Source organism: Streptomyces ficellus (assembly GCF_009739905.1).
In the GTDB taxonomy this organism is placed as follows: Bacteria; Actinomycetota; Actinomycetes; order Streptomycetales; family Streptomycetaceae; genus Streptomyces; species Streptomyces ficellus_A.
In genome coordinates, this window is record NZ_CP034279.1 from 5644055 (window position 1) to 5668762 (window position 24708).

Sequence of the window (24708 nt, forward strand, 5' to 3'; positions counted from 1 at the left end):
ACGGCCGTGCTCCACGGCCGCCCGGCGGACACCTCGGGGACACCCGTGGTGTCAGTGGACGCCAGTAGGGTGTGAGGCATGGCAGACCCCTCCAGCTACCGCCCCAAGCCGGGACAGATCCCCGACTCGCCGGGGGTCTACAAATTCCGTGACGAGCACCGCCGGGTGATCTACGTCGGGAAGGCGAAGTCCCTGCGCCAGCGGCTCGCCAGCTACTTCCAGGACCTGGCGGGCCTCCACCCGCGCACCCGCACCATGGTCACCACGGCCGCCTCCGTCGAGTGGACCGTCGTCTCCACCGAGGTCGAGGCGCTCCAGCTGGAGTACTCGTGGATCAAGGAGTTCGACCCGCGGTTCAACGTCAAGTACCGGGACGACAAGAGCTATCCGTACCTGGCGGTCACCCTCAACGAGGACTTCCCCCGCGTGCAGGTCATGCGCGGCCAGAAGAAGAAGGGCGTGCGGTACTTCGGCCCGTACAGCCACGCCTGGGCCATCCGCGACACGGTCGACCTGCTGCTGCGGGTCTTCCCCGTGCGGACGTGCTCGGCGGGTGTGTTCAAGAACGCCGAGCGCACCGGCCGCCCCTGCCTGCTCGGGTACATCGGCAAGTGCTCGGCGCCGTGCGTGGGCCGGGTGGACCCGGAGGAGCACCGGGAACTGGCCGAGGAGTTCTGCGACTTCATGGCCGGTCGTACCGGCACCTACATCCGCCGCCTGGAGAAGGACATGGTGCTGGCGGCCGAGGACATGGAGTACGAGAAGGCGGCCCGGCTCCGGGACGACATAGAGGCCCTCAGGCGGGCCATGGAGAAGAGCGCCGTCGTCCTCGCCGACGCCACCGACGCCGACCTGATCGCCGTGGCCGAGGACGAGCTGGAAGCGGCCGTGCAGATCTTCCACGTCCGGGGCGGCCGGGTGCGCGGCCAGCGCGGCTGGGTCACCGACAAGGTGGAGGCGGTCGACACGGCGGGCCTCGTCGAGCACGCCCTCCAGCAGCTGTACGGGGAGGAGAGCGGCGACGCCGTCCCCAAGGAGGTCCTCGTCCCGGCCCTCCCCGAGGACCTGGACGCCGTCACCCAGTGGCTCGGCGCCCGCCGCGGCTCCCAGGTGTCCCTGCGCATCCCGCAGCGCGGCGACAAGAAGGCGCTGATGGAGACCGTGGGCCGCAACGCCCAGCAGGCGCTCGTGCTGCACAAGACCAAGCGCGCCAGCGACCTCACCACCCGCTCGCGGGCGCTGGAGGAGATCGCCGAGGCGCTGGACCTGGAGACGGCGCCGCTGCGCATCGAGTGCTTCGACATCTCCCACCTCCAGGGGGAGGACGTCGTCGCGTCCATGGTCGTGTTCGAGGACGGCCTGCCGCGCAAGAGCGAGTACCGCCGCTTCCAGATCAAGGGCCGGGTCGGGGACACCCAGGTCTGGCACGGCGAGGGCCAGGACGACGTCCGCTCCATGCACGAGGTGATCAGCCGCCGGTTCCGGCGGTACCTCATCGAGAAGGAGCGGACCGGCGAGTGGGTGGCCGAGGACGGCGAGGTCCCGGCGGAGCTGTCCGAGGACGACGGCCGGCCGAAGAAGTTCGCCTACCCGCCGCAGCTCGTGGTGGTCGACGGCGGAAAACCGCAGGTCGCCGCGGCCCGGCGGGCCCTGGACGAGCTGGGCATCGACGACGTCGCCGTCTGCGGCCTCGCCAAGCGCCTGGAGGAGGTCTGGCTGCCGGACGACGACGACCCGGTCGTGCTGCCCCGCTCCAGCGAGGGCCTCTACCTGCTCCAGCGCGTCCGTGACACGGCTCACGACTTCGCCATCCGTTATCAGCGCACCAAGCGCCACAAGCGGATACGGACCGGCCCGCTGGACGCGGTCCCGGGTCTCGGGGACGCCCGCAAACAGGCGTTGATCAAGTACTTCGGCTCGGTGAAGCGGCTGCGGCAGGCGACAATCGAGCAGATCTGCGAGGTGCCGGGGTTCGGCCGGAAGACCGCCGAAGCCGTGGCCGTGGCCCTCGCCCAGGCGGCTCCGGCCGCCCCCGCCGTGAACACGGCCACAGGAGAGATCATGGAAGAGGACGACGGGGGAACCGGACATGTCTGAGCACGACACGGCCTCGCAATCCGAGCCGACAGCACGAGAAGACGGAGCAGCACACGTGAGTACGGGCACGACGATCGAGGCCGGAGAGGCCGCCGAGGCGGCCATCCCCGAGCTGGTGATCATCTCCGGCATGTCCGGCGCCGGGCGCAGTACCGCCGCCAAGTGCCTGGAGGACCTCGGCTGGTTCGTCGTCGACAACCTGCCGCCCGCGCTGATCCCCACCATGGTGGAGCTCGGCGCCCGCTCCCAGGGGAACGTGGCGCGCATCGCCGTGGTCGTCGACGTCCGCGGCCGCCAGTTCTTCGAGAGCCTCCGCGAGTCGCTCGCGGTCCTCGACGCCAAGCAGGTCACCCGCCGGATCGTCTTCCTGGAGTCGTCCGACGACGCCCTGGTCCGCCGCTTCGAGTCGGTGCGCCGCCCGCACCCGCTCCAGGGCGACGGCCGGATCGTCGACGGCATCGCCGCCGAGCGCGACCTGCTGCGCGAGCTGCGCGGCGACGCCGACCTGGTGATCGACACCTCCAGCCTCAACGTCCACGAGCTGCGCGCCAAGATGGACGCCCAGTTCGCCGGCGACGAGGAGCCGGAGCTGCGGGCCACGGTCATGTCGTTCGGGTACAAGTACGGCCTGCCCGTCGACGCCGACCTGGTGGTGGACTGCCGCTTCCTGCCCAACCCGCACTGGGTGCCGGAGCTGCGCCCGTTCACCGGCCTCAACGAGGAGGTGTCGGGGTACGTCTTCAACCAGCCGGGCGCCAAGGAGTTCCTCGACCGGTACACCGAGCTGCTCCAGCTGGTCTCCACCGGCTACCGGCGCGAGGGCAAGCGGTACGTGACCATCGCGGTCGGCTGCACGGGCGGCAAGCACCGCTCGGTCGCCATGTCCGAGAAGCTCGCCGCCCGGCTCGCCTCGGAAGGGGTCGAGACCGTCGTCGTCCACCGGGACATGGGGCGCGAGTGAAGCAGTACCGTCGGCGTTCGAGCTCCCTGTCGGTTCGTACGCTCCGCAGGCGCGGCACCCAGCCCAAGGTGGTGGCCCTGGGCGGCGGCATGGGCCTGTCGGCGTCCCTGGCCGCGCTGCGCCGTATCACCGGTGACCTGACCGCGGTGGTCACCGTCGCCGACGACGGCGGGTCCAGCGGCCGGCTCCGCGAGGAGCTGGGCGTGCTGCCGCCGGGCGACCTGCGCAAGGCGCTGGCGGCGCTGTGCGGCGACGACGACTGGGGGCAGACCTGGTCCCGGGTCATCCAGCACCGGTTCCAGTCCAAGGGCGACCTGCACGAGCACGCGGTCGGCAACCTGCTGATCGTCGCGCTGTGGGAGCAGCTCGGCGACCACGTCCAGGCGCTGGACCTGGTGGGCAGGCTGCTCGGCGCGCACGGCCGGGTGCTGCCCATGTCGGCCGTGCCGCTGGAGCTCCAGGCCCTGGTCAAGGGCCACGACCCGGAGCGGCCCGAGGACGTGGACACCGTCCGCGGGCAGGCGACCGTGGCGCTCACCCCGGGCGAGGTGCAGTCGGTGCACCTGGTGCCGAACGACCCGCCCGCCGTGCCCGAGGCGGTCGAGGCCGTGCTCGACGCGGACTGGGTGGTGCTGGGCCCCGGCTCGTGGTTCTCCTCGGTGATCCCGCACCTGCTGGTGCCGGAGCTGCTGGAGGCGCTCGTCGAGACCAAGGCGCGCCGGGTCCTGTCGCTGAACCTCGCGCCGCAGCCGGGAGAAACCGAGGGGTTCTCTCCGCAGCGTCATTTGGAGGTTTTGGGACGACACGCCCCTAAACTCGCCCTGGACGTGGTGCTGGCCGACGAGGCCGCCGTGCCCGACCGCGAGTCCCTCGCAGAAGCCGCCAAGCGGCTCGGCGCCGCGGTCGAGCTGGCCCCGGTGGCCAGGAAGGACGGCTCGCCGAAGCACGACCCGGAGCTGCTGGCCGCCGCGTACGACCGTATTTTTCGGATGCATGGAAGGATCGGCCCATGGCGATGACGGCAGCGGTGAAGGACGAGATCTCCCGGCTTCCCGTCACCCGGACCTGCTGCAGAAAGGCGGAGGTCTCGTCGATCCTGCGGTTCGCCGGCGGGCTGCACCTGGTCAGCGGGCGGATCGTGATCGAGGCGGAGCTGGACACCGCGATGGCGGCGCGCCGCCTGAAGCGGGACATCGCGGAGATCTTCGGGCACGGTTCCGAGCTGATCGTGATGGCGCCGGGCGGGCTGCGGCGCGGCTCGCGGTTCGTGGTGCGGGTGGTGGCGGGCGGCGACCAGCTGGCCCGCCAGACCGGGCTGGTGGACGGCCGCGGCCGCCCCATCCGGGGCCTGCCGCCGCAGGTCGTCTCGGGGGCCACCTGTGACGCGGAGGCCGCCTGGCGCGGTGCCTTCCTGGCGCACGGTTCGCTGACCGAGCCGGGCCGGTCCTCGTCCCTGGAGGTCACCTGCCCGGGCCCGGAGGCCGCGCTCGCGCTGGTCGGCGCCGCCCGCCGGCTCTCCATCCCCGCCAAGGCCCGCGAGGTCCGGGGCGTGGACCGCGTGGTGGTGCGGGACGGGGACGCGATCGGTGCCCTGCTGACCCGGCTCGGCGCGCACGACTCGGTGCTGGCCTGGGAGGAGCGGCGGATGCGCCGCGAGGTCCGTGCCACGGCCAACCGGCTGGCCAACTTCGACGACGCCAACCTCCGCCGGTCGGCCCGGGCCGCGGTGGCGGCCGGCGCCCGGGTGCAGCGCGCCCTGGAGATCCTCGGCGAGGAGGTGCCTGAGCACCTGGCGGCGGCCGGCCGGCTGCGCATGGAGCACAAGCAGGCGTCCCTGGAGGAGCTGGGCGCGCTCGCCGACCCGCCGCTGACCAAGGACGCGGTCGCGGGCCGTATCCGCCGCCTGCTGGCGATGGCCGACAAGCGGGCCCAGGACCTGGGGATCCCCGGCACGGAGTCCAACCTGACGGAGGAGATGGCCGACGGCCTCGTCGGCTGAGGCCTCTCGTCGTGCCCGCCGCCGCCCCGCCCCGGGCGGCGGCGGAGTCCGGCCGGGCCGCCCGAGGCGGTATTGACATGATCATGAGGTGTCACGAGCCTGGCGCCTGTCCACTTCCGTGGCAGACAACAGCAAGGGGGGCACATGAGACGCAGAGCGAGATCGATCCTCGCCGCGGCTTCACTGCTGATGACCGGGTTGGTGGCGGCACCCGTCGCCGGGGCGGAGCAGCGGGACGACGGGTCCGGTGAAGGCGGCGGCACCCTGTCCGTATGGCGCGCAGAGGTGACCAAGGAGCAGGTCCCGCTCCTGCTCGACGCGGGCGCCGACGGCCACGAGCTGAGCGAACAGGTGCCCGAGAAGGGCACCGCCACCGTCGAGCTGTACCTCACCGAACGGCAGGCCGAGACCCTGCGCGACCGGGGCGTCGGCGTCACCGGGCACGATCTCACCCGGGCCGCCGAGAAGCGCGTCGCCGCCGCCGGCGACGGCGTGTTCCGGCCGTACGGCGGCAAGGGCGGGCTCAAGGAGGAGATCCTGGCGACCGCCCGGGCCCACCCGGCCCTCACCAAGGTCGTCAGCATCGGCAAGACGGTCAAGGGCCAGGACATCCTCGCCCTCAAGCTCAGCAAGAACGCCAAGCGGACCAGGGACGGCGCCAGGCCCGCCACCCTCTACGTCTCCAACCAGCACGCCCGCGAGTGGATCACGCCCGAGATGAACCGGCGCCTGCTCCACCACTACCTCGCCGGGTACGGCCAGGACCCCCGCATCACGAAGATCGTCGACACCACCGAGCTGTGGTTCGTCCTCTCCGCCAACCCCGACGGCTACGACCACACCCACGCCTCCCCGGCCAACCGCCAGTGGCGCAAGAACCTCCGCGACAACAACGGCGACGGGAGGACCGCCCCCGGCGACGGCGTCGACCTCAACCGCAACTTCTCCTACAAGTGGGGCTACGACGACGAGGGTTCGTCGCCCGACCCGGCCGACGAGACCTACCGCGGCACCGGCCCCATGTCCGAGCCCGAGACGAAGGCGCTCGACGCCTTCCAGAAGCGGATCGGCTTCCAGTACGGGATCAACTACCACTCCGCCGCCCAGCTCCTGCTGTACGGCGTGGGCTGGCAGGTCGCCACCGACACCCCCGACGACGTCGCCCTCAAGGCGCTGGCCGGCACCCCCGAGAAGTCCGCGGTCCCCGGCTACCGCCCGCAGGTGTCCTCCGAGCTCTACACCACCAACGGCGAGGCCGACGGACACGCGGCGAACGTCAACGGCATGCAGATGTTCACCCCGGAGATGTCCACCTGCGCCACCGCCTCCCGCGTCGACCCGAACGACGCCTGGGAGCCGGCCGACTGCGCGTCCGTCTTCACCTTCCCCGACGACGAGAAGCTGATCCAGCAGGAGTTCGCCAAGAACGTCCCGTTCGCCCTCGCCGTCGCCGAGTCCGCCGCCCGCCCCGACGACCCGGTCTCACCCGTGGGCAACGCCGCCCCCGCCTTCGTACCCGACGCCTTCACCACCTCCTACGCGTACGACGGCGCCGACCAGGAAGTCGCCGTCACCGCCCGCAAGTCGCTGCGCGACAAGGAGCTCAAGTACCGCGTCAACGGCGGCCGCACCCACGACCAGCGCCTCAGGGCCTGGAAGGGCGGCGAGACGTACGGCGGCGAGGACAACCTCTACTACGACGAGTACCGCGCCGAGGTCCAGGACGGCGAACCCGGCGACACCGTCGAGGTCTGGTTCACCGGCCGCACCCGCGACGGCAAGCGCGTCACGTCCACCCCCTTCACCTACACCATCGCCGAGCGGCCCCGCGGCGACGTCCTGGTGCTCGCCGAGGAGGGCGGCACCGCACCGGCCCGGCACGGCGCCACGTACACCAAGGCGCTGAAGGACAACGGCCGCAGGGGAGTCGTGTGGGACGTCGCCACCCAGGGCACGCCCCACCCGCTCGGCGTGCTCGGCCACTTCCGCACGGTCGTCTGGTACACCGGCGCCGAACGGCCCTCCGGCCCCACCATGCTCGCCGTGCGCGACCACCTCAACGAGGGCGGCAAACTGATCAACGCCGGTGAGCAGTCCGGCGGACTCGTCGACATCGGCCGCGCCGACTCCAACGACTTCGCCCAGTACTACCTCGGCGCCCACCGCCGCTCCGGGATGGCGTCCCCCGACGCCTTCCGCGGCACCGGCCGCTTCGCCGGCACGGCCGCCCCCCTCGGGGACGCGGCCGGCAACCCGCTCGACGGCGCCGGCGCCTACACCGTCACCTCCGACACCCTCGACCCGGACACGTTCCCGCAGTTCCGCAGCGCCGCCGCGGGCGACTACCCCGGCGTCCGGGCCCCCTTCGAGCCGTACGAGGGCGAGACCTTCGCCGCCGCCCGGCACGCCGACAACGCCTGGATGCGGCTGACCCGGACCGTCGACCTGGCCGGCACCGCCGCGGCGGAGAGGCCCACCCTGACGTTCCGGCTCAGCCACGACACCGAGCCCGGGTACGACCACGTGATCGTCGAGGCCCGCACCGTCGGCCAGGACGACTGGACGACCCTGCCCGACACCGGGGGCCGCTCGTCCAGCGCGGTCCCGGCCGACTGCGCCGAGGGCTACTACCTCGCCGGCCACCCCTTCCTCGCGCACTACCTGACGCTCGGCGAGGACGGCTGCACCGCCACCGGCACCACCGGCGCCTGGCACGCCTTCACCGGCACCTCGGGTGGCTGGCAGCCGGTGTCGCTCGACCTGAGCGCCTACGCCGGCAAGCGGGTCGAGCTGTCCGTCTCGTACGTGTCCGACCCCGGGACCGGTGAGACCGGCGCCTTCGTCGACGGCACCGAACTGGTCGTCGGCGGTGCCGTCCGGGACACCGAGGGGTTCGAGACCTCCCTCGGCACCTGGTCCGTCCCCGGCCCGCCCGCGGGCAGCCCGGGCAACGCCGGCGACTGGGCCCGGTCACCCGCCCTGTTCCGCTCCCACGCGGCCGTCACCACCCGCGACACCGTGCTGCTCGGGTTCGGACTGGAGCACGTGACCGACCCGGTGCAGCGCGGCCGGCTGCTGGGCGGGGCGCTGGCCGCGACCAGGCGCTGACGAGCGCACGCCCGCTCCGAAGAGCACACCACCGCTGACGCTCGGTAGCCGCCCGGACGCCCCGGGGGACCGTACTGTCCAGTAGGGCAGGGTTCCGGTCCACCGGGCGCGTCCGGGTGCGCTAGATGTCACTCCGCCGCCTGGAGGGAGGTAGGGTCGTAAGCGGTCGGGGACATCCCAAATAGCAACTCGCCGGGCGTCGAAACCCGGCGTACCTAACGAGGAGATCGGTTCGTGACGATCCGCGTAGGCATCAACGGCTTTGGCCGCATCGGTCGTAACTACTTCCGCGCGCTGCTGGAGCAGGGTGCAGACATCGAGATCGTGGCTGTCAACGACCTGGGTGACACTGCGACCACGGCCCACCTGCTGAAGTACGACACCATCCTGGGCCGCCTCAAGGCCGAGGTGACCCACACCGCCGACACCATCACGGTCGACGGCCACACCATCAAGGTGCTCTCCGAGCGCAACCCGGCCGACATCCCGTGGGGTCAGCTGGGCGTCGACATCGTCATCGAGTCGACCGGCATCTTCACCAAGAAGGCCGACGCCGAGAAGCACATCGCCGGTGGCGCCAAGAAGGTCCTCATCTCGGCTCCGGCCACCGACGAGGACATCACCATCGTCATGGGCGTCAACCAGGACAAGTACGACGCGGCCAACCACCACGTCATCTCCAACGCCTCCTGCACCACCAACTGCGTGGCGCCGATGGCCAAGGTCCTCGACGAGAACTTCGGCATCGTCAAGGGCATGATGACGACGGTCCACGCGTACACCAACGACCAGCGCATCCTGGACTTCCCGCACAAGGACCTCCGCCGCGCCCGCGCCGCCGCGGAGAACATCATCCCGACCTCGACGGGCGCCGCGAAGGCCACCGCCCTGGTCCTGCCGCAGCTCAAGGGCAAGCTCGACGGCATCGCCATGCGCGTCCCGGTCCCGACCGGCTCGGTCACCGACCTGGTCCTGGAGCTCGACCGCGAGGTCACCAGGGACGAGATCAACACCGCCTTCCAGAAGGCCGCCGAGGGCCAGCTCAAGGGCATCCTCGAGTACACCGAGGACCCGATCGTCTCCTCGGACATCGTCAACTGGCCGGCCTCCTGCACCTTCGACTCCCAGCTGACGATGGTCCAGGGCAAGCAGGTCAAGGTCGTCGGCTGGTACGACAACGAGTGGGGCTACTCCAACCGCCTCGTCGACCTCACCGTCTTCGTCGGCGGCCAGCTCTAAGAAACCGGGCAGCAGGGCAGGCACTTCGATGTGAGCGCAGGGCTCGGGCAGCGCAACGCCGCGCTGCACGGGCCCTGACGCTTGCGTCGATCTTCCAAGGAGTACGGAGTAAGAGGACAGATGAAGACGATCGACGAGCTTCTGCGTCAAGGGGTCGAAGGCAAGCGGGTGTTCGTCCGCGCCGACCTCAACGTGCCGCAGGAAGGCACCACCATCACCGACGACGGCCGCATCCGCGCCGTCCTGCCCACCGTCAAGGCGCTGACCGAAGCCGGTGCCAAGGTCGTCGTGGCCTCGCACCTCGGCCGCCCCAAGGGCGCCCCGGACCCGGCCTTCACGCTGCGGTTCGCCGCCGCGCGCCTCGGCGAGCTGCTCGGCCGCCCCGTCTCGTTCGCCGGCGACACCATCGGCTCCGAGGCCCACGCGGCCGTCGAGGGCCTGGCCGACGGTCAGGTCGCCGTCCTGGAGAACCTCCGCTTCAACGCCGGCGAGACGTCGAAGGACGACGCCGAGCGCGCCGAGTTCGCCGCCCGCCTCGCCGCCCTCGCCGACGTGTACGTGGGTGACGGCTTCGGTGCCGTGCACCGCGGTCACGCCTCCGTGTACGACCTGCCGCGCCTGCTGCCGGCCTACGCCGGATACCTCATCGCCACCGAGGTCGGCGTCCTGAGGAAGCTCACCGACGACGTCAAGCGCCCCTACGTCGTCGTCCTCGGCGGAGCCAAGGTCTCCGACAAGCTCGGCGTCATCGACCACCTGCTGGACAAGGCCGACCGCATCCTCATCGGCGGCGGCATGGCGTACACCTTCCTCAAGGCCAAGGGCCACGAGGTCGGCATCTCGCTGCTCCAGGAGGACCAGGTCCCGGCCTGCCTGGAGTACCTGGCGCGCGCCGAGGCCAAGGGCGTGGAGTTCGTGCTCCCCGTCGACGTGCTGGTCTCGGCCGAGTTCCCGGACCTGAAGACGAAGGCCCCGGCCAACCCGACGCTGGTCGCCGCCGACGCGATCCCGGCCGACCAGGAGGGTCTGGACATCGGTCCCGAGACCCGCAAGCTGTACGCATCGAAGCTCGCCGACGCGGCCACCGTCTTCTGGAACGGCCCCATGGGCGTCTTCGAGCACCCCGACTACGCCGAGGGCACCAAGGCCGTCGCCCAGGCGCTCGTCGACTCCCCGGCCTTCACGGTCGTCGGCGGTGGCGACTCCGCCGCGGCCGTCCGGACCCTGGGCTTCGACGAGAACGCATTCGGCCACATCTCGACCGGCGGCGGCGCGAGCCTCGAGTACCTCGAAGGCAAGACGCTTCCCGGCCTCGCCGCACTGGAGGACTGACCCTCAATGACCGTCCGCACCCCGCTGATGGCGGGCAACTGGAAGATGAACCTCAACCACCTCGAGGCCATCGCCCACGTCCAGAAGCTCGCCTTCGCCCTGACCGACAAGGACTACGAGGCCGTCGAGGTGGCCGTCCTCGCACCCTTCACCGACCTGCGGTCCGTCCAGACCCTGGTCGACGGCGACAAGCTGAAGATCAAGTACGGCGCCCAGGACATCTCGGCGCACGACTCCGGCGCGTACACCGGTGAGATCTCCGGCGTGATGCTGGCCAAGCTGAAGTGCGCGTACGTGGCCGTCGGCCACTCCGAGCGACGGCAGTACCACGGCGAGTCCGACGAGGTCTGCAACGCCAAGGTGAAGGCGGCCTTCCGCAACGGCCTGGTCCCGATCCTCTGCGTCGGCGAGGGCCTGGACGTCCGCAAGGCCGGTGAGCAGGTCTCCCACACGCTCGCCCAGCTCGACGGCGGCCTGAAGGACGTCCCGGCCGAGGAGGCCGAGACCATCGTCATCGCCTACGAGCCGGTGTGGGCCATCGGCACCGGCGAGGTCGCCACACCCGAGGACGCCCAGGAGGTCTGCGGGGCCATCCGCGGGCGGCTCGCCGAGCTGTACTCCAAGGAGCTGGCCGACAAGGTCCGCATCCAGTACGGCGGCTCCGTGAAGTCCTCGAACGTGGCCGCGATCATGGCGCAGCCCGACGTGGACGGCGCCCTGGTGGGCGGCGCGGCGCTGGACGCGGACGAGTTCGTCAAGATCGTCCGGTTCCGCGACCAGTGAGTAGGGTCCCCCTGCCGGTGAGTATGCGGTAGGGCGGAATCGTCGTACCCTTGCGGGGGCCGAGGCTCTTTCCCCAGGAGCGAGCCTGGGCCCCCGTCGTCCGCAGACGTCCGACGTCCGACAGTCGTGTCGACAGTCCGTGTAGTCCGAGAATTGCCAGGAAGTAGGGTCCAGCCGTGGTTATGGGGTTCTCGATCGCCCTCATCGTCTTCAGCGCGCTGCTGATGCTGCTGGTGCTGATGCACAAGGGGAAGGGCGGCGGCCTCTCCGACATGTTCGGTGGCGGCATGCAGTCGTCCGTCGGCGGGTCCTCCGTCGCCGAGCGCAACCTGGACCGCATCACCGTGGTCGTCGGTTTGCTGTGGTTCGCGTGCATTGTCGTACTTGCTCTCCTGATCAAGCTGGACAACTGACGTCTCGGTTCCGCGTCCCGGGAAGGGGTGTAACTCCAATCACTGGACGCGCGTTGGGCCTTACGTAGACTGGGGCATCTTCGAGCACCATCACGCAGGGAGTTACAACCGTGGCAAGTGGCAACGCGATCCGGGGAAGCCGGGTCGGCGCGGGGCCGATGGGGGAGGCCGAGCGGGGCGAGTCCGCGCCGCGACTCCGCATCTCCTTCTGGTGCTCGAACGGGCACGAGACGCAGCCGAGCTTCGCGAGTGACGCGCAGGTCCCCGACACCTGGGACTGCCCGCGGTGCGGGTTCCCGGCCGGCCAGGACCGGGACAACCCGCCGGACCCGCCGCGCACCGAGCCGTACAAGACGCACCTCGCGTACGTACGGGAGCGGCGCAGCGACGCGGACGGCGAGGCGATCCTGGCCGAGGCGCTGGCCAAACTCCGCGGCGAGATCTGAGCGACCGAGGGCCCTGTAGGTGGAATCCACCGGCAGGGCCCGCTGTGTTGTGCGCGGCATCGCCGATGCTCGGTCCGCGCTTGCCTTCGCCACCCCGGCGCCGCAGATCAATTAGGTTGGAAGGGCAGCGGGGCAAGCAGGCAGGCACGAGAAAGTGGGCTGATGTCCGAGATGAACGCAGCAAGCCGCACCAGGCTCAACCGGATGCCCGAGTGGACGGCGCTCGGCAAGCACCGGGAGCAGTTGGGGCAGACGCACTTGCGTGAACTGTTCGCGGCCGACCCGGCGCGCGGCACCGCGTACACGCTGCGGGTCGGCGACCTGTATCTGGACTACTCCAAGCAACTCGTCACGGACGAGACGCTGCGGCTGCTGCGCGAGCTGGCCGCCGCGACCGGAGTGGCGGAGCTGCGGGACGCCATGTTCCGCGGAGACAAGATCAACACCACCGAGAACCGGGCGGTCCTCCACACGGCGCTGCGCGCCCCCCGCGAGGCCGTGGTCGAGGTCGACGGCGAGAACGTGGTGCCGGGTGTGCACGCGGTGCTCGACAAGATGGCCGCGTTCTCGGAGCGGATCCGCTCCGGCGAGTGGACCGGCCACACCGGCCGTCCCATCAAGAACGTCGTCAACATCGGCATCGGCGGCTCCGATCTGGGCCCGGCGATGGCGTACGAGGCGCTGCGCGCCTACACCCGGCGGGACCTGACCTTCCGGTTCGTCTCCAACGTGGACGGCGCCGACCTGCACGAGGCGATCCACGACCTGGACGCGGCCGAGACGCTGTTCATCATCGCGTCCAAGACGTTCACCACCATCGAGACCATCACCAACGCCACTTCCGCCCGCGACTGGCTCCTCACCGAGCTGAGGGCCGGTCAGGAAGCCGTCGCCAAGCACTTCGTCGCCCTGTCGACCAACGCCGGCAAGGTCGAGGACTTCGGCATCGACACGGCCAACATGTTCGAGTTCTGGGACTGGGTGGGCGGCCGCTACTCCTACGACTCCGCCATCGGCCTCTCCCTGATGATCGCCATCGGGCCGGAGCGGTTCCGGGAGATGCTCGACGGCTTCCACCTGGTCGATGAGCACTTCCGCACGGCCCCGCCGGAGGAGAACGCGCCACTGCTGCTGGGTCTGCTGGGCGTCTGGTACGGGGCGTTCTTCGACGCCCAGTCCCACGCCGTCCTGCCCTACAGCCACTACCTGTCGAAGTTCACCGCCTACCTCCAGCAGCTCGACATGGAGTCCAACGGCAAGTCCGTCGACCGCGACGGCAACCCGGTCGACTGGCAGACCGGCCCCGTCGTCTGGGGCACGCCGGGCACCAACGGGCAGCACGCGTACTACCAGTTGATCCACCAGGGCACCAAGCTCATCCCGGCCGACTTCATCGGCTTCGCGAAGCCGGTCGACGACCTGCGGCCCGGCCTGGTCGCCCAGCACGACCTGCTGATGGCGAACTTCTTCGCCCAGACCCAGGCGCTGGCCTTCGGCAAGACGCCCGACGAGGTCCGTGCCGAGGGTGTGGCGGAGGAGCTGGTGCCGCACAAGACCTTCCGCGGCAACCACCCCACCACCACGATCCTCGCCGACGAGCTGACCCCTGCCGTCCTCGGCCAGCTCATCGCGCTGTACGAGCACAAGGTGTTCGTCCAGGGCGCCGTCTGGAACATCGACTCCTTCGACCAGTGGGGCGTCGAACTCGGCAAGGTGCTCGCCAAGAAGATCGAGCCCGTCCTGACCCGGGGCGAGGGCGGCGACCAGCTCGACAGCTCGACCGCCGCACTGGCTGACCGGTACCGGACCCTCCGGGGCAGGTGACCGGATGACGGGGGAGGACGCGGTGCGGCTGCGGCCGCCGGACCGGGCGCTCAACGAGCGGGCCGTCGGCTGGTGGCGTACGCGGCTGCTGCTGCTGACCGGGGTGCCCGTGCTCGTGCCGGCTGTGCTCGGCGCGCTGCTCGAGCCGGCCAGGCCCTGGCTGTGGGGGCCCGCCGCGGCCCTGGCCGTGACCGGGCTCGGCTGCGCCGCGTTCCTCCCCCGCTGGTGGTTCAGGGTCCACCGGTGGGAGGTCACCGACGAGGCGGTCTACGTCCGGACGGGGGCGTTCTGGCAGGAGTGGCGTATCGCGCCGATGTCCCGGATCCAGACGGTCGACACCGTGCGCGGGCCGCTGGAGCAGGCGTTCCGCCTCGCCACGGTCACCGTGACCACCGCGTCCTCCAAGGGCGCCGTCCGCATCGAGGGCCTCGACCACGAGCTGGCCGCGGACCTGGCCGAACGGCTGACCCGCATCACCCGGGACACGCCCGGGGACGCGACGTGAGCAGCGGCTCCGGTCCCCGCGCCGGGGACGCCGACACCCCCGGCACCACCACGCACACCACCCACAACGACGGGTGGCTGCGGCTCGACAAGCGGGCCGTCCTGGTGACCGCCCTCGTCGCCGCCGGAGTCGCCTGGGGCGTCTGTGTGCCGGTGCTGCTCGGCCTCAGCGGCGGCACCTGGCTCCGGGAGGGGCCGCTGCGGGGCGCCCGCGCCCTGCTGCTGCTCGCCGCGGCGGTGGTCTTCGTGCTGGGCGGCGCCGCGCTGGAGTACGTCCGCTGGACCCGCACCCGGTACCGCATCGGGCCCGAGCGTGCCGAGCTCCACAGCGGACTGCTGCTGGTCAAGCGCCGGTCGCTGGCGCGGGAACGCATCCGCAGCGTCGACCTGACGGCCCACCCGCTGCTGCGCGTCCTCGGCCTGGTCAAGGTCCGGATAGGCACCGGCGAGCACACCGGGGGCGGCGAGTCCACGCTGGAGCTCCACCCGGTCAGCAGGGCGGAGGGCGAACGGCTCCGGCGTGAACTGCTCGCCCGGCCCCCGGAGCCCGCCCGGCGCGCCCACCCGGACGGCGAGCTGGCCGCCCTGGACCCCCGCTGGATCCGGTACGCGCCCCTGTCGTTCGTCGCCCCGCTGCTCGGAGGCGCGGCGGCGGGCGGTCTGATGCAGGTCAGCGAGTGGTTCGGCGCCCAGGACGACGTGATCGACTGGGTGGGTGACCGGTTCCGGGACACCCCCGTCCTAGGGGTCGTCCTCGCGCTCGCGGCCGCCGCCCTGCTCGCCGGCGTCGTCGGCGCCCTCGGCCTGTGGGTCGAGATGTGGTGGAACTACCGGCTGGAGCGCGAGCCCGGCGGCACCCTCCGGGTGCGGCGCGGTCTGCTCACCACCCGTTCCGTCTCCATCGAGGAGCGGCGCCTGCGCGGAGTGGAGCTGGTCGAACCGCTCGGCGTGCGGCTCTGCGGCGCGGCCCGGGTGGACGCCGTGGCCACCGGGCTCGCCGCGGCGGGCGACGACCGGCACGCCGACCACAAGACGCTGCTGCCCCCCGCGCCCCGCCCGCTGGCGGACGCCGTCGCCGCACAGGTCCTCCGGGAGGCGGGCCCCCCGACCGGCGCGCCGCTCACCGCCCACCCCCGCGCGGCCCGGGCCCGGCGGCTGAGGTGGGCCGTGGGCGCCGCGACGGTGCCGGTCCTGGTCCTCGCCGTCCTCGGCGCCGCCCTCAGCACAGTGCTGCTCCACGCCGCCGTGGCCTGCGCCCTGCTGCTGCCGCCGCTCGCGGTGCTCCTCGCCCTCGACGCCTACCGCAGCCTGGGCCACGGGACCAGCGGTGACTACGTGGTCGCCCGCTCCGGCACCGTACGCCGCGCCACGGTCGCCCTCCAGCGGGGTGGCGTCATCGGCTGGACGGTGCGGCAGTCGTACTTCCAGCGCCGCGCGGGCCTCGTGACGCTGACGGCCACGACGGCGGCGGGCGCGGGCGCGTACCACGTCCACGACGCGGACCGGTCCGAAGGGCTCACGTTCGCCGCGGCGGCCGTACCGGGGCTCCTGGAGCCGTTCCTGGAGCGCGCCCCCGGTTCGGTACCGGACGACGCACCGGGCACCGACCGAACGCGCCGAGGGCCCGGCACCCCCGCGTCAGCGGGTGAACCGGGCCCTCCACAACGTGACGTGACGAAGCGTCAGGAAACCGACGGCCGTTCCTGAGCGGCCGGCAGCCGCGCCGCGGCCGCCTCGTCCAGCAGCCACAGCGTCCGCGACGTGCCGTACGCGCCGGCGGCCGGGGCCTGCATCTCGCCCGCGCCCGACAGGGCGACCGCCACCGCCTGTGCCTTGTCCTCGCCCGCCGCGAGCAGCCACACCTCGCGCGCCGCCCGGATCGCCGGGAGCGTCAGCGAGATCCGCGTCGGCGGCGGCTTGGGCGCACCGTGCACACCGACCACCGTGCGCTCCGTCTCCCGTACCGCCGGAAGCTCCGGGAACAGGGAGGCGACGTGCGTGTCCGGGCCGACGCCCAGCATCAGGACGTCGAACGCGGGGACGGGGCCCTCGTCGTCCGGCCCCGCGGCGGCGGCCAGTTCGGCCGCGTACGCGTCGGCCGCGGCGTCCACGTCCTTGCCGTGTCTGCCGTCGAGCACCGGCATGGTGTGCACCCGCGCCGGGTCGAGCGGAACGCCGTCGAGCAGTGCCGCCCGCGCCTGGGTGTCGTTCCGGTCGGGGTCGCCCTCCGGGAGGAACCGCTCGTCGCCCCACCACAGGTCCAGGCGCGACCAGTCGACCGCGTCCCGGGCCGGCGCCGAAGCCAGCGCGGCCAGCAGGCCGTTGCCGTTGCGACCGCCGGTGAGGACGACCGAGGCGGTGCCGCGCGCGGCCTGGGCGTCCACGATCGCCGTGATCAGCCGGGCCGAGGTGGCCCGGGCCATCAGCTCCTTGTCGCGGTGGACGACGAGCTCCGGTCCGGTCACTTGGCCGCCGCCTTCTTGGCCGGGGACTTTGTCGCGGCCTTCTTCGCCGCCGGCTTCTCCTCGGCGGACCGGTCCTCGCCGGACCGCTCGTCCGGTTCCGCCGCACCGCCGCCGGCGGGCCGTGCCGCCTCGCCGAGCCGGTCCACGCCGTAGCGCAGCGCCGAGGCGTAGGTGTCGTCCGGGTCGAGCCGCCGCAGCTCCTCGGCGATCAGCTCCGAGGTCTCCCGGCGCTTGAGCGCGACCGACCGGTCCGGCTGGCCCTCGATGCACAGGGTGGCCAGGGTGGCGTCCGGCCGGTGCAGCACGATGGGCCCGCAGGTGGTCTCCATGCGTACGGCGGTCAGGCCGGGGCCCGCGGAGGCCGAGCGCTTGACCGGGATCTTCAGCCGGTCCGCCAGCCACATGGCCAGCAGCTCGACGCTCGGGTTGAACTCCTCGCCCTCCACCTCGGCCGCGGTGACCTCGCACGTGACCTGGTCCAGGGCCGCCGCGAGCATCGAGCGCCACGGGGTGATCCGGGTCCAGGACAGGTCGGTGTCGCCGGGCGTGTAGGCGGCGGCGCGCGCGGTCAGGTCCCGCACCGGGTGCTCGGAGGCGTAACTGTCGGTGACGCGCCGCTGCCCGAGGGCGCCCAGCGGGTCGTTGGCCGGGTCGGTCGGGCCCTGCACCGGCCACCAGACGACCACCGGGGCGTCGGGGAGGAGCAGCGGCAGGACCACCGACTGGGCGTGGTCGATGACCTCGCCGTACAGCCGCAGCACGACCGTCTCGCCGGTCGAGGCGTCGGCGCCGAGGCGCACCTCGGCGTCCAGGCGGGCGTTGGCCCGGTCGCGCGGCGAACGCGAGGGGCGCTTGATGACCACCAGGGTGCGCGAGGGGTGCTCGCGGGACGCCTCGTTGGCGGCCTTCAGCGCGTCGTAGGCGTTCTCCTCGTCGGTGACGATGACCAGGGTGAGGACCATGCCGATGGCGGGTGTGCCGATGGCGCGGCGCCCCAGCACCAGGGCTTTGTTGATCTTGCTGGACGTGGTGTCCGTCAGGTCGGTCTTCATGGCCGGCGCCAGCTCCGTCCGTCTCGTGCGAGCATCTCGTCCGCCTCGACCGGACCCCAGGTCCCGGACTCGTACTGCGCGGGCTTGCCGTGCCGGTCCCAGAACTGCTCGATCGGGTCCAGGATCTGCCAGGACAGCTCGACCTCCTCCGTGCGGGGGAAGAGGTTGGCGTCCCCGAGCAGGACGTCGAGGATCAGCCGCTCGTACGCCTCGGGGCTGGACTCCGTGAAGGACTCGCCGTACGCGAAGTCCATCGAGACGTCCCGGACCTCCATCGAGGTGCCGGGCACCTTGGAGCCGAACCGCAGCGTCACGCCCTCGTCCGGCTGGACCCGGATGACCAGCGCGTTCTGGCCCAGTTCCTCGGTCGCCGTGTGGTCGAAGGGGGAGTGCGGGGCGCGCTGGAAGACGACCGCGATCTCGGTGACGCGGCGGCCCAGCCGCTTGCCGGTGCGCAGGTAGAAGGGGACGCCCGCCCAGCGGCGGTTGTCGATCCCCAGCTTGATCGCGGCGTAGGTGTCGGTCTTCGACTGCGGGTCGATGCCGTCCTCCTCCAGGTAGCCGACGGCCTTCGCGCCGCCCTGCCACCCGGCCGCGTACTGGCCGCGCACGGTGGACTTGCCGAGGTCCTTGGGCAGCCTCACCGCGCCCAGCACCTTGGTCTTCTCGGCCGCGAGCGCGTCCGCGTCGAAGGAGGCCGGCTCCTCCATCGCGGTCAGCGCGAGCAGCTGGAGGAGGTGGTTCTGGATGACGTCACGGGCGGCGCCGATGCCGTCGTAGTACCCGGCGCGCCCGCCGATGCCGATGTCCTCGGCCATGGTGATCTGCACGTGGTCCACGTAGGACCGGTTCCAGATCGGTTCGAAGAGCGTGTTGGCGAAGCGCAGCGCCAGGATGTTCTGGACGGTCTCCTTGCCCAGGTAGTGGTCGATGCGGAAGACCTGGTCGGGCGAGAAGACCTCGTGGACGATCTCGTTGAGCTCCTTGGCGGAGGTCAGGTCGTGCCCGAACGGCTTCTCGATGACCGCGCGCCGCCAGGCGTCGCCCTTCTCGTCGGCCAGCCCGTGCTTCTTGAGCTGCTGGACGACGAGGGGGAAGAACTTGGGCGGCACGGAGAGGTAGAAGGCGAAGTTGCCGCCGGTGCCCTGCGCCTGGTCCAGCTCCTCCATCGTCTTCTTCAGGGTCTCGAACGCCTCGTTGTCGTCGAAGTTGCCCTGGACGAACCGCATCCCCTGGCTGAGCTGCTGCCACACCTCCTCCCGGAAGGGCGTGCGGGCGTGCTGCTTGACGGCCTGGTACACCTCGTCGGCGAAGTCCTCGTCCTGCCACTCGCGCCGGGCGAACCCGATCAGCGAGAAGCCCGGCGGCAGCAGGCCCCGGTTGGCGAGGTCATAGACGGCGGGCATCAGCTTTTTCCGGGACAAATCGCCCGTAACGCCGAAGATCACCAGGCCCGACGGCCCCGCGATGCGCGGGAGCCGTCGGTCTGCGGCGTCACGGAGCGGATTCGCTCCATGAACTGCGTTCAAGGTTTACGCCTCCGAAGGGGCGAGGCGCTTGAGCTCCGCCTCGGTCGACTTGAGCAGGTCGTTCCAGGACGCCTCGAACTTGTCGACGCCCTCGTCCTCCAGCAGCTGCACGACCTCGTCGTAGCCGATGCCCAGCTTCTCCAGGGCCGCGAGGTCGGCCCGCGCCTGGTCGTACGTACCGGCGATGGTGTTGCCGGTGATCGCACCGTGGTCGCCGGTCGCCTCCAGGGTGGCCTCCGGCATGGTGTTCACCGTGCCCGGCGCGACCAGCTCGTCGACGTACAGCGTGTCCTTGTACGCAGGGTCCTTCACGCCCGTCGAGGCCCACAGCGGACGCTGCTTGTTGGCCTGCGCCCGGTCCAGGGCCGCCCAGCGGTCGGAGGAGAAGACCTCCTCGTACGCCTCGTACGCCAGCCGGGCGTTGGCGAGGGCGGCCTTGCCGCGCAGCGCCTTGGCCTCGTCGGTGCCGATGCCGTCCAGCCGCTTGTCGATCTCGGTGTCCACCCGGGACACGAAGAACGACGCCACGGAGTGGATCTTCGACAGGTCCAGGCCCCGCTCCTTGGCCTTCTCCAGGCCGGTGAGGTAGGCCTCCATCACCCGGCGGTAGCGCTCCAGCGAGAAGATCAGCGTCACGTTGACGCTGATCCCGAGGCCGATGACCTCGGCGATCGCCGGCAGACCCGCCTCAGTGGCCGGGATCTTGATGAGCGTGTTCGGCCGGTCCACCAGCCACGCCAGCTGCTTGGCCTCGGCGACGGTCGCCTTGGTGTTGTGCGCCAGGCGCGGGTCGACCTCGATCGAGACCCGGCCGTCCTGGCCCTCGGTCGCGTCGAACACCGGGCGCAGGATGTCGGCGGCGTCCCGGACGTCGGCCGTCGTGATCATGCGGATGGCTTCCTCGACCGTCACCTCACGGGCGGCCAGGTCCGACAGCTGCTGGTCGTAGCCGTCGCCCTGCGAGATCGCCTTCTGGAAGATCGACGGGTTGGTGGTGACACCCACCACGTGCTGCTGGTCGATCAGCTCGGCGAGATTGCCGGAAGTGATCCGCTTGCGGGACAGGTCGTCCAGCCAGATCGCGACGCCTTCGTCGGAGAGGCGCTTGAGTGCGTCTGTCATGAGAAATGCATCTCCTACTTGTTCGTATACCGGCGTCAGCGCGCTGCGGCTTCGAGGGATTCCCGGGCGGCGGCGGCGACCGCCTCCGGAGTGAAGCCGAACTCCCGGAAGAGGACCTTGCCGTCGGCCGAAGCGCCGAAGTGCTCCAGCGAAACGATGCGGCCCGCGTCACCGACGTACCGGTGCCAGGTGAGCCCGATGCCGGCCTCGACCGCGACGCGCGCCTTCACCGACGGCGGCAGCACCGCATCCCGGTACCCCTGGTCCTGCTGCTCGAACCACTCCACGCACGGCATCGACACCACACGGGTCGGAACACCGGCGGCCTGGAGCTGCTCACGCGCCTCGACGGCCACGTGGACCTCGGAGCCCGTGCCGATCAGCACGACCTGCGGCTCGGCGTCCTGCCCGTCGGCCCCCTGCGCGTCGAACAGCACGTACCCGCCGCGGGCGGCGTCGTCGTTCCACTCGTAGGTCGGCACGCCCTGGCGGGTCAGCGCCAGGCCCGTCGGGGCGCCCTTGCCGAACTCCTTGGTCCAGCGGCGCAGGACCTCGCGCCAGGCGATCGCCGTCTCGTTGGCGTCGGCCGGGCGGACCACGTTCAGGCCCGGGATGGCGCGCAGCGAGGCCAGGTGCTCGACCGGCTGGTGCGTCGGGCCGTCCTCGCCCAGGCCGATGGAGTCGTGCGTCCACACGTACGTCACCGGCAGGTGCATCAGCGCGGAGAGGCGCACCGCGTTGCGCATGTAGTCGGAGAACACCAGGAAGGTGCCGCCGAAGATGCGGGTGTTGCCGTGCAGCGCGATGCCGTTCATCTCCGCGGCCATCGCGTGCTCACGGATGCCGAAGTGGATGGTGCGGCCGTACGGGTCGGCCTCCGGCAGCGGGTTGCCCACGGGCAGGAACGACGACGTCTTGTCGATCGTCGTGTTGTTCGAGCCCGCGAGGTCGGCGGAGCCGCCCCACAGCTCGGGGATGACCGCGCCCAGCGCCTGGAGCACCTTGCCCGAGGCGGCGCGGGTCGCGACGCCCTTGCCGGGCTCGAAGACCGGGAGCTTCTCCTCCCAGCCGGTGGGCAGCTCGCCCGCGGCGACGCGGTCGAACTCGGCGGCGCGCTCCGGGTTGGCCGTACGCCACTCCTGGAACCGCTTCTCCCACTCGGCGCGCGCCTCGCGGCCGCGGTCGAGGGCCTGGCGCGTGTGGCCGATCACCTCGTCCGAAACCTCGAACGACTTCCCGGGGTCGAAGCCCAGGACGCGCTTGGTCGCCGCCACCTCGTCGTCGCCCAGCGCCGAGCCGTGCGCGGCCTCGGTGTTCTGCGCGTTCGGCGCCGGCCAGGCGATGATCGAGCGCATCGCGATGAACGACGGGCGCGAGGTCTCGGCCTTGGCGGCCTGGAGGGCACGGAAGAGGGCCTCGGGGTCGAGGTCGCCGTTCTCCTTGGGCTCCACGCGCTGCACGTGCCAGCCGTACGCCTCGTACCGCTGCATCGTGTCTTCGGAGACGGCCGTCTCGGTGTCGCCCTCGATCGAGATGTGGTTGTCGTCCCACAGCAGGATCAGGTTGCCGAGCTTCTGGTGGCCGGCCGTCGAGGACGCCTCGGCGGAGATGCCCTCCTGGAGGCAGCCGTCACCGGCGATGCAGTAGACGAAGTGGTCGAACGGCGAAGTGCCGGGAGCGGCCTCCGGGTCGAACAGGCCCCGCTCGTAACGGGCGGCCATCGCCATGCCCACGGCGTTGGCGACACCCTGGCCCAGCGGTCCGGTCGTCGTCTCGACGCCGACCGTGTGGCCGTACTCCGGGTGGCCCGGGGTCTTCGAGCCCCAGGTCCGGAAGGCCTTCAGGTCGTCCAGCTCCAGGCCGAAGCCGGCCAGGTACAGCTGTGTGTACAGCGTCAGGGACGAGTGGCCGGCGGACAGCACGAAACGGTCGCGCCCGGTCCAGTCGGCGTCCGCCGGGTCGTGCCGCATCACCTTCTGGAAGAGGGTGTACGCGGCCGGGGCCAGGCTCATCGCCGTACCGGGATGGCCGTTGCCGACCTTCTGTACGGCATCGGCGGCCAGGATGCGGGCGGTGTCGACGGCCCGCTGGTCCAACTCGGTCCACTCGAGGTCTGTGGTGGTCGGCTTGGTGCTCACCCTGGGTCAGGGCTCCTCTCCACATGTCGAATGCCGGTGGCGTAGATCCCACCGGCCGTTGTTGAGCCTACCCCCGTGAGAACGTGCAATTTTTCGAGTCATTCCAGAGTGCCGGGATCCGTCGGGATCCGCCTCCTGACTGGGCTCCACGGCCTTTGGCAAGTGAATACGGAGGCGCTCATCCGATCGCTCATCCGAGCGTGGAAACCACCCTTTGCGGTGCCCTCTCCAACACGACCCACCCCCGGGGAGGGCGAGGTATGGGCAACGTCTAGAGTGGCGTGGTACGCGCGAGTCTTTACCGGGCCTTCACGGCCACCAGGCCCCATGTCCGGGTGCGACTCGCTGGGAGTCTCTGTCAGGGGTGTGCGTGACGGCCGTCGAATCCCGTCCGGCGGGTGTGCTCGGGGCGAGCACGGGGAAGCGGCCATTCGGGGCCCGCGTCAAGGCGTTCGTGGCGCTGACCAAGCCGCGGATCATCGAACTGCTCCTGATCACCACGGTCCCCGTGATGTTCCTGGCCGAGCAGGGAGTTCCCGACCTGTGGCTGGTGCTCGCCACCTGCCTGGGCGGCTACCTGTCGGCCGGCGGCGCGAACGCGCTGAACATGTACATCGATCGCGACATCGACGCCCTGATGGACCGTACGTCCCAGCGGCCGCTGGTCACCGGCATGGTCTCGCCGCGCGAGGGCCTGGTCTTCGGCCTCACCCTCGCCGTCGTCTCCACGCTCTGGTTCGGACTGCTCGTCAACTGGCTGTCCGCCTGGCTGTCGCTCGGCGCGCTCCTCTTCTACGTCGTCGTCTACACGATGATCCTCAAGCGGCGTACCGCGCAGAACATCGTCTGGGGCGGCATCGCCGGCTGCATGCCGGTGCTCATCGGCTGGTCCGCGGTGACGAACTCGATGTCGTGGGCCGCGGTCATCCTCTTCCTCGTCATCTTCTTCTGGACGCCGCCGCACTACTGGCCGCTGTCGATGAAGGTGAAGGAGGACTACGCGCGCGTGGGCGTGCCCATGCTGCCCGTGGTCGCCTCCAACAAGGTGGTGGCCCGCCAGATCGTCCTCTACAGCTGGGTGATGGTCGCCGTCTCCCTGCTGCTGACGCCGCTCGGCTACACCGGCTGGTTCTACACGGCCGTGGCGCTGGCCACCGGCGGCTGGTGGCTGTGGGAGGCGCACGCCCTCCAGAACCGCGCCAAGGCGGGCGAGACGGGCGGCAAGCTGAAGGAGATGCGGCTGTTCCACTGGTCGATCACCTATGTGTCGCTGCTGTTCGTGGCCGTCGCGGTGGATCCCTTCCTGCGGTAGGCCGACTCTGGCGAGTTTTACTACTGGTGGGTAGCATCCTGTTCATGGCAGACACCACGCAGGGCGGCACCCAGCAGGACGAGCGCAGGGTCGCGAAGCTCGCCAAGCAGATCCAGGCGTTCTCCAAGGAGCACGGCGGCGCCGAGGGCCAGCTCGCCTACATCGGCCAGATGGGCACCCGCATCGTGCTCGTCGGCGAGGACGGCGGCTGGGGCGACCTCGTCGCACCCACGCACGCGGTCGCCAAGAGCGCCGCGGAGAAGGCGGGCCTCACCCTCCACGAGGAGTTCGACGGCGACTTCGCCGCCAAGGTCCGCACCGGCCCCTACGAGTGGACCCGCATGGCGGGCATCCAGGTCGGCGGCCCCTCGAACGACTGAGGCA

At 71.2% G+C, this 24708-nt stretch carries 20 protein-coding genes; 15 read left to right on the forward strand and 5 right to left on the reverse strand.

Features of this window, described 5'->3' with window-relative positions; translation table 11 throughout:
• Positions 1-78: 78 nt before the first annotated feature.
• From uvrC to EIZ62_RS25280, 13 genes are all read left to right on the forward strand, one after another.
• Complete coding sequence (gene uvrC, locus EIZ62_RS25220) at positions 79-2097, forward strand: excinuclease ABC subunit UvrC (protein WP_156694967.1); 2019 nt, start codon at positions 79-81, stop codon at positions 2095-2097.
• Complete coding sequence (gene rapZ / locus EIZ62_RS25225; RefSeq protein WP_208828034.1) at positions 2090-3058, forward strand: RNase adapter RapZ; 969 nt, start codon at positions 2090-2092, stop codon at positions 3056-3058. Before uvrC ends, rapZ begins: the two co-directional genes overlap by 8 nt.
• Positions 3055-4077 (forward strand): gluconeogenesis factor YvcK family protein, encoded by a 1023-nt coding sequence (locus tag EIZ62_RS25230; protein ID WP_156694969.1) that lies wholly within the window; start codon positions 3055-3057, stop codon positions 4075-4077. The genes rapZ and EIZ62_RS25230 overlap by 4 nt, the downstream gene beginning before the upstream one ends.
• Positions 4068-5057, forward strand: a complete 990-nt coding sequence (gene whiA, locus EIZ62_RS25235) for a DNA-binding protein WhiA (RefSeq protein ID WP_084901626.1) — start codon at positions 4068-4070, stop codon at positions 5055-5057. The genes EIZ62_RS25230 and whiA overlap by 10 nt, the downstream gene beginning before the upstream one ends.
• A 144-nt stretch (positions 5058-5201) precedes the next feature.
• Positions 5202-8165: a M14 family metallopeptidase gene (locus EIZ62_RS25240; protein WP_156694970.1), complete on the forward strand. Its 2964-nt coding sequence runs from the start codon at positions 5202-5204 to the stop codon at positions 8163-8165.
• A gap of 234 nt (positions 8166-8399) precedes the next feature.
• Positions 8400-9404 carry a type I glyceraldehyde-3-phosphate dehydrogenase gene (gene gap / locus EIZ62_RS25245; RefSeq protein ID WP_156694971.1) on the forward strand — a complete coding sequence of 335 codons (1005 nt, stop codon included), beginning with the start codon at positions 8400-8402 and terminating at the stop codon, positions 9402-9404.
• Positions 9405-9524: 120 nt separating this feature from the next.
• Positions 9525-10736, forward strand: a complete 1212-nt coding sequence (locus EIZ62_RS25250) for a phosphoglycerate kinase (protein WP_156694972.1) — start codon at positions 9525-9527, stop codon at positions 10734-10736.
• A 6-nt stretch (positions 10737-10742) separates the two neighbouring features.
• Entirely contained in the window at positions 10743-11519 is a 777-nt protein-coding gene (tpiA, locus tag EIZ62_RS25255) for a triose-phosphate isomerase (protein WP_156694973.1), read from the forward strand.
• Positions 11520-11701: 182 nt separating this feature from the next.
• On the forward strand, positions 11702-11932 hold the full coding sequence (secG, locus tag EIZ62_RS25260) for a preprotein translocase subunit SecG (protein ID WP_064073089.1): 231 nt from the start codon (positions 11702-11704) through the stop codon (positions 11930-11932).
• A 110-nt stretch (positions 11933-12042) separates the two neighbouring features.
• A complete protein-coding gene (locus tag EIZ62_RS25265) occupies positions 12043-12378 on the forward strand; it encodes an RNA polymerase-binding protein RbpA (protein ID WP_003957010.1) in 336 nt (111 codons plus the stop codon).
• 171 nt (positions 12379-12549) lie between these two features.
• Entirely contained in the window at positions 12550-14202 is a 1653-nt protein-coding gene (gene pgi / locus EIZ62_RS25270) for a glucose-6-phosphate isomerase (RefSeq protein ID WP_156696594.1), read from the forward strand.
• A gap of 4 nt (positions 14203-14206) precedes the next feature.
• Complete coding sequence (locus tag EIZ62_RS25275) at positions 14207-14707, forward strand: PH domain-containing protein (RefSeq protein ID WP_156694974.1); 501 nt, start codon at positions 14207-14209, stop codon at positions 14705-14707.
• Positions 14708-14784: 77 nt separating this feature from the next.
• Positions 14785-16413, forward strand: a complete 1629-nt coding sequence (locus EIZ62_RS25280) for a PH domain-containing protein (RefSeq protein WP_244376284.1) — start codon at positions 14785-14787, stop codon at positions 16411-16413.
• Here the strand turns inward: EIZ62_RS25280 and pgl are convergent.
• The 5 genes from pgl to tkt are packed head-to-tail and all read right to left on the reverse strand — an operon-like array spanning position 16389 to position 23012.
• Positions 16389-17171, reverse strand: coding sequence for a 6-phosphogluconolactonase (pgl, locus tag EIZ62_RS25285; protein WP_156694976.1), 783 nt, complete (start codon positions 17169-17171; stop codon positions 16389-16391). The two genes, EIZ62_RS25280 and pgl, sit on opposite strands and share 25 nt — an antisense overlap.
• Complete coding sequence (gene opcA / locus EIZ62_RS25290) at positions 17168-18223, reverse strand: glucose-6-phosphate dehydrogenase assembly protein OpcA (protein WP_156694977.1); 1056 nt, start codon at positions 18221-18223, stop codon at positions 17168-17170. Before opcA ends, pgl begins: the two co-directional genes overlap by 4 nt.
• Entirely contained in the window at positions 18220-19752 is a 1533-nt protein-coding gene (gene zwf, locus EIZ62_RS25295) for a glucose-6-phosphate dehydrogenase (RefSeq protein ID WP_156694978.1), read from the reverse strand. The genes opcA and zwf overlap by 4 nt, the downstream gene beginning before the upstream one ends.
• Positions 19753-19755: 3 nt before the next feature.
• The gene (gene tal, locus EIZ62_RS25300) at positions 19756-20874 is read right to left on the reverse strand and encodes a transaldolase (protein WP_156694979.1); all 1119 of its coding nucleotides are present in this window, start codon (positions 20872-20874) and stop codon (positions 19756-19758) included.
• A 35-nt stretch (positions 20875-20909) separates the two neighbouring features.
• Positions 20910-23012, reverse strand: a complete 2103-nt coding sequence (gene tkt, locus EIZ62_RS25305) for a transketolase (RefSeq protein ID WP_156694980.1) — start codon at positions 23010-23012, stop codon at positions 20910-20912.
• A gap of 370 nt (positions 23013-23382) precedes the next feature.
• Between tkt and EIZ62_RS25310 the strand changes: the two genes are divergently transcribed.
• Entirely contained in the window at positions 23383-24324 is a 942-nt protein-coding gene (locus tag EIZ62_RS25310; protein WP_156694981.1) for a heme o synthase, read from the forward strand.
• 44 nt (positions 24325-24368) lie between these two features.
• Entirely contained in the window at positions 24369-24704 is a 336-nt protein-coding gene (locus tag EIZ62_RS25315; RefSeq protein WP_156694982.1) for a hypothetical protein, read from the forward strand.
• Positions 24705-24708 lie beyond the last annotated feature (4 nt).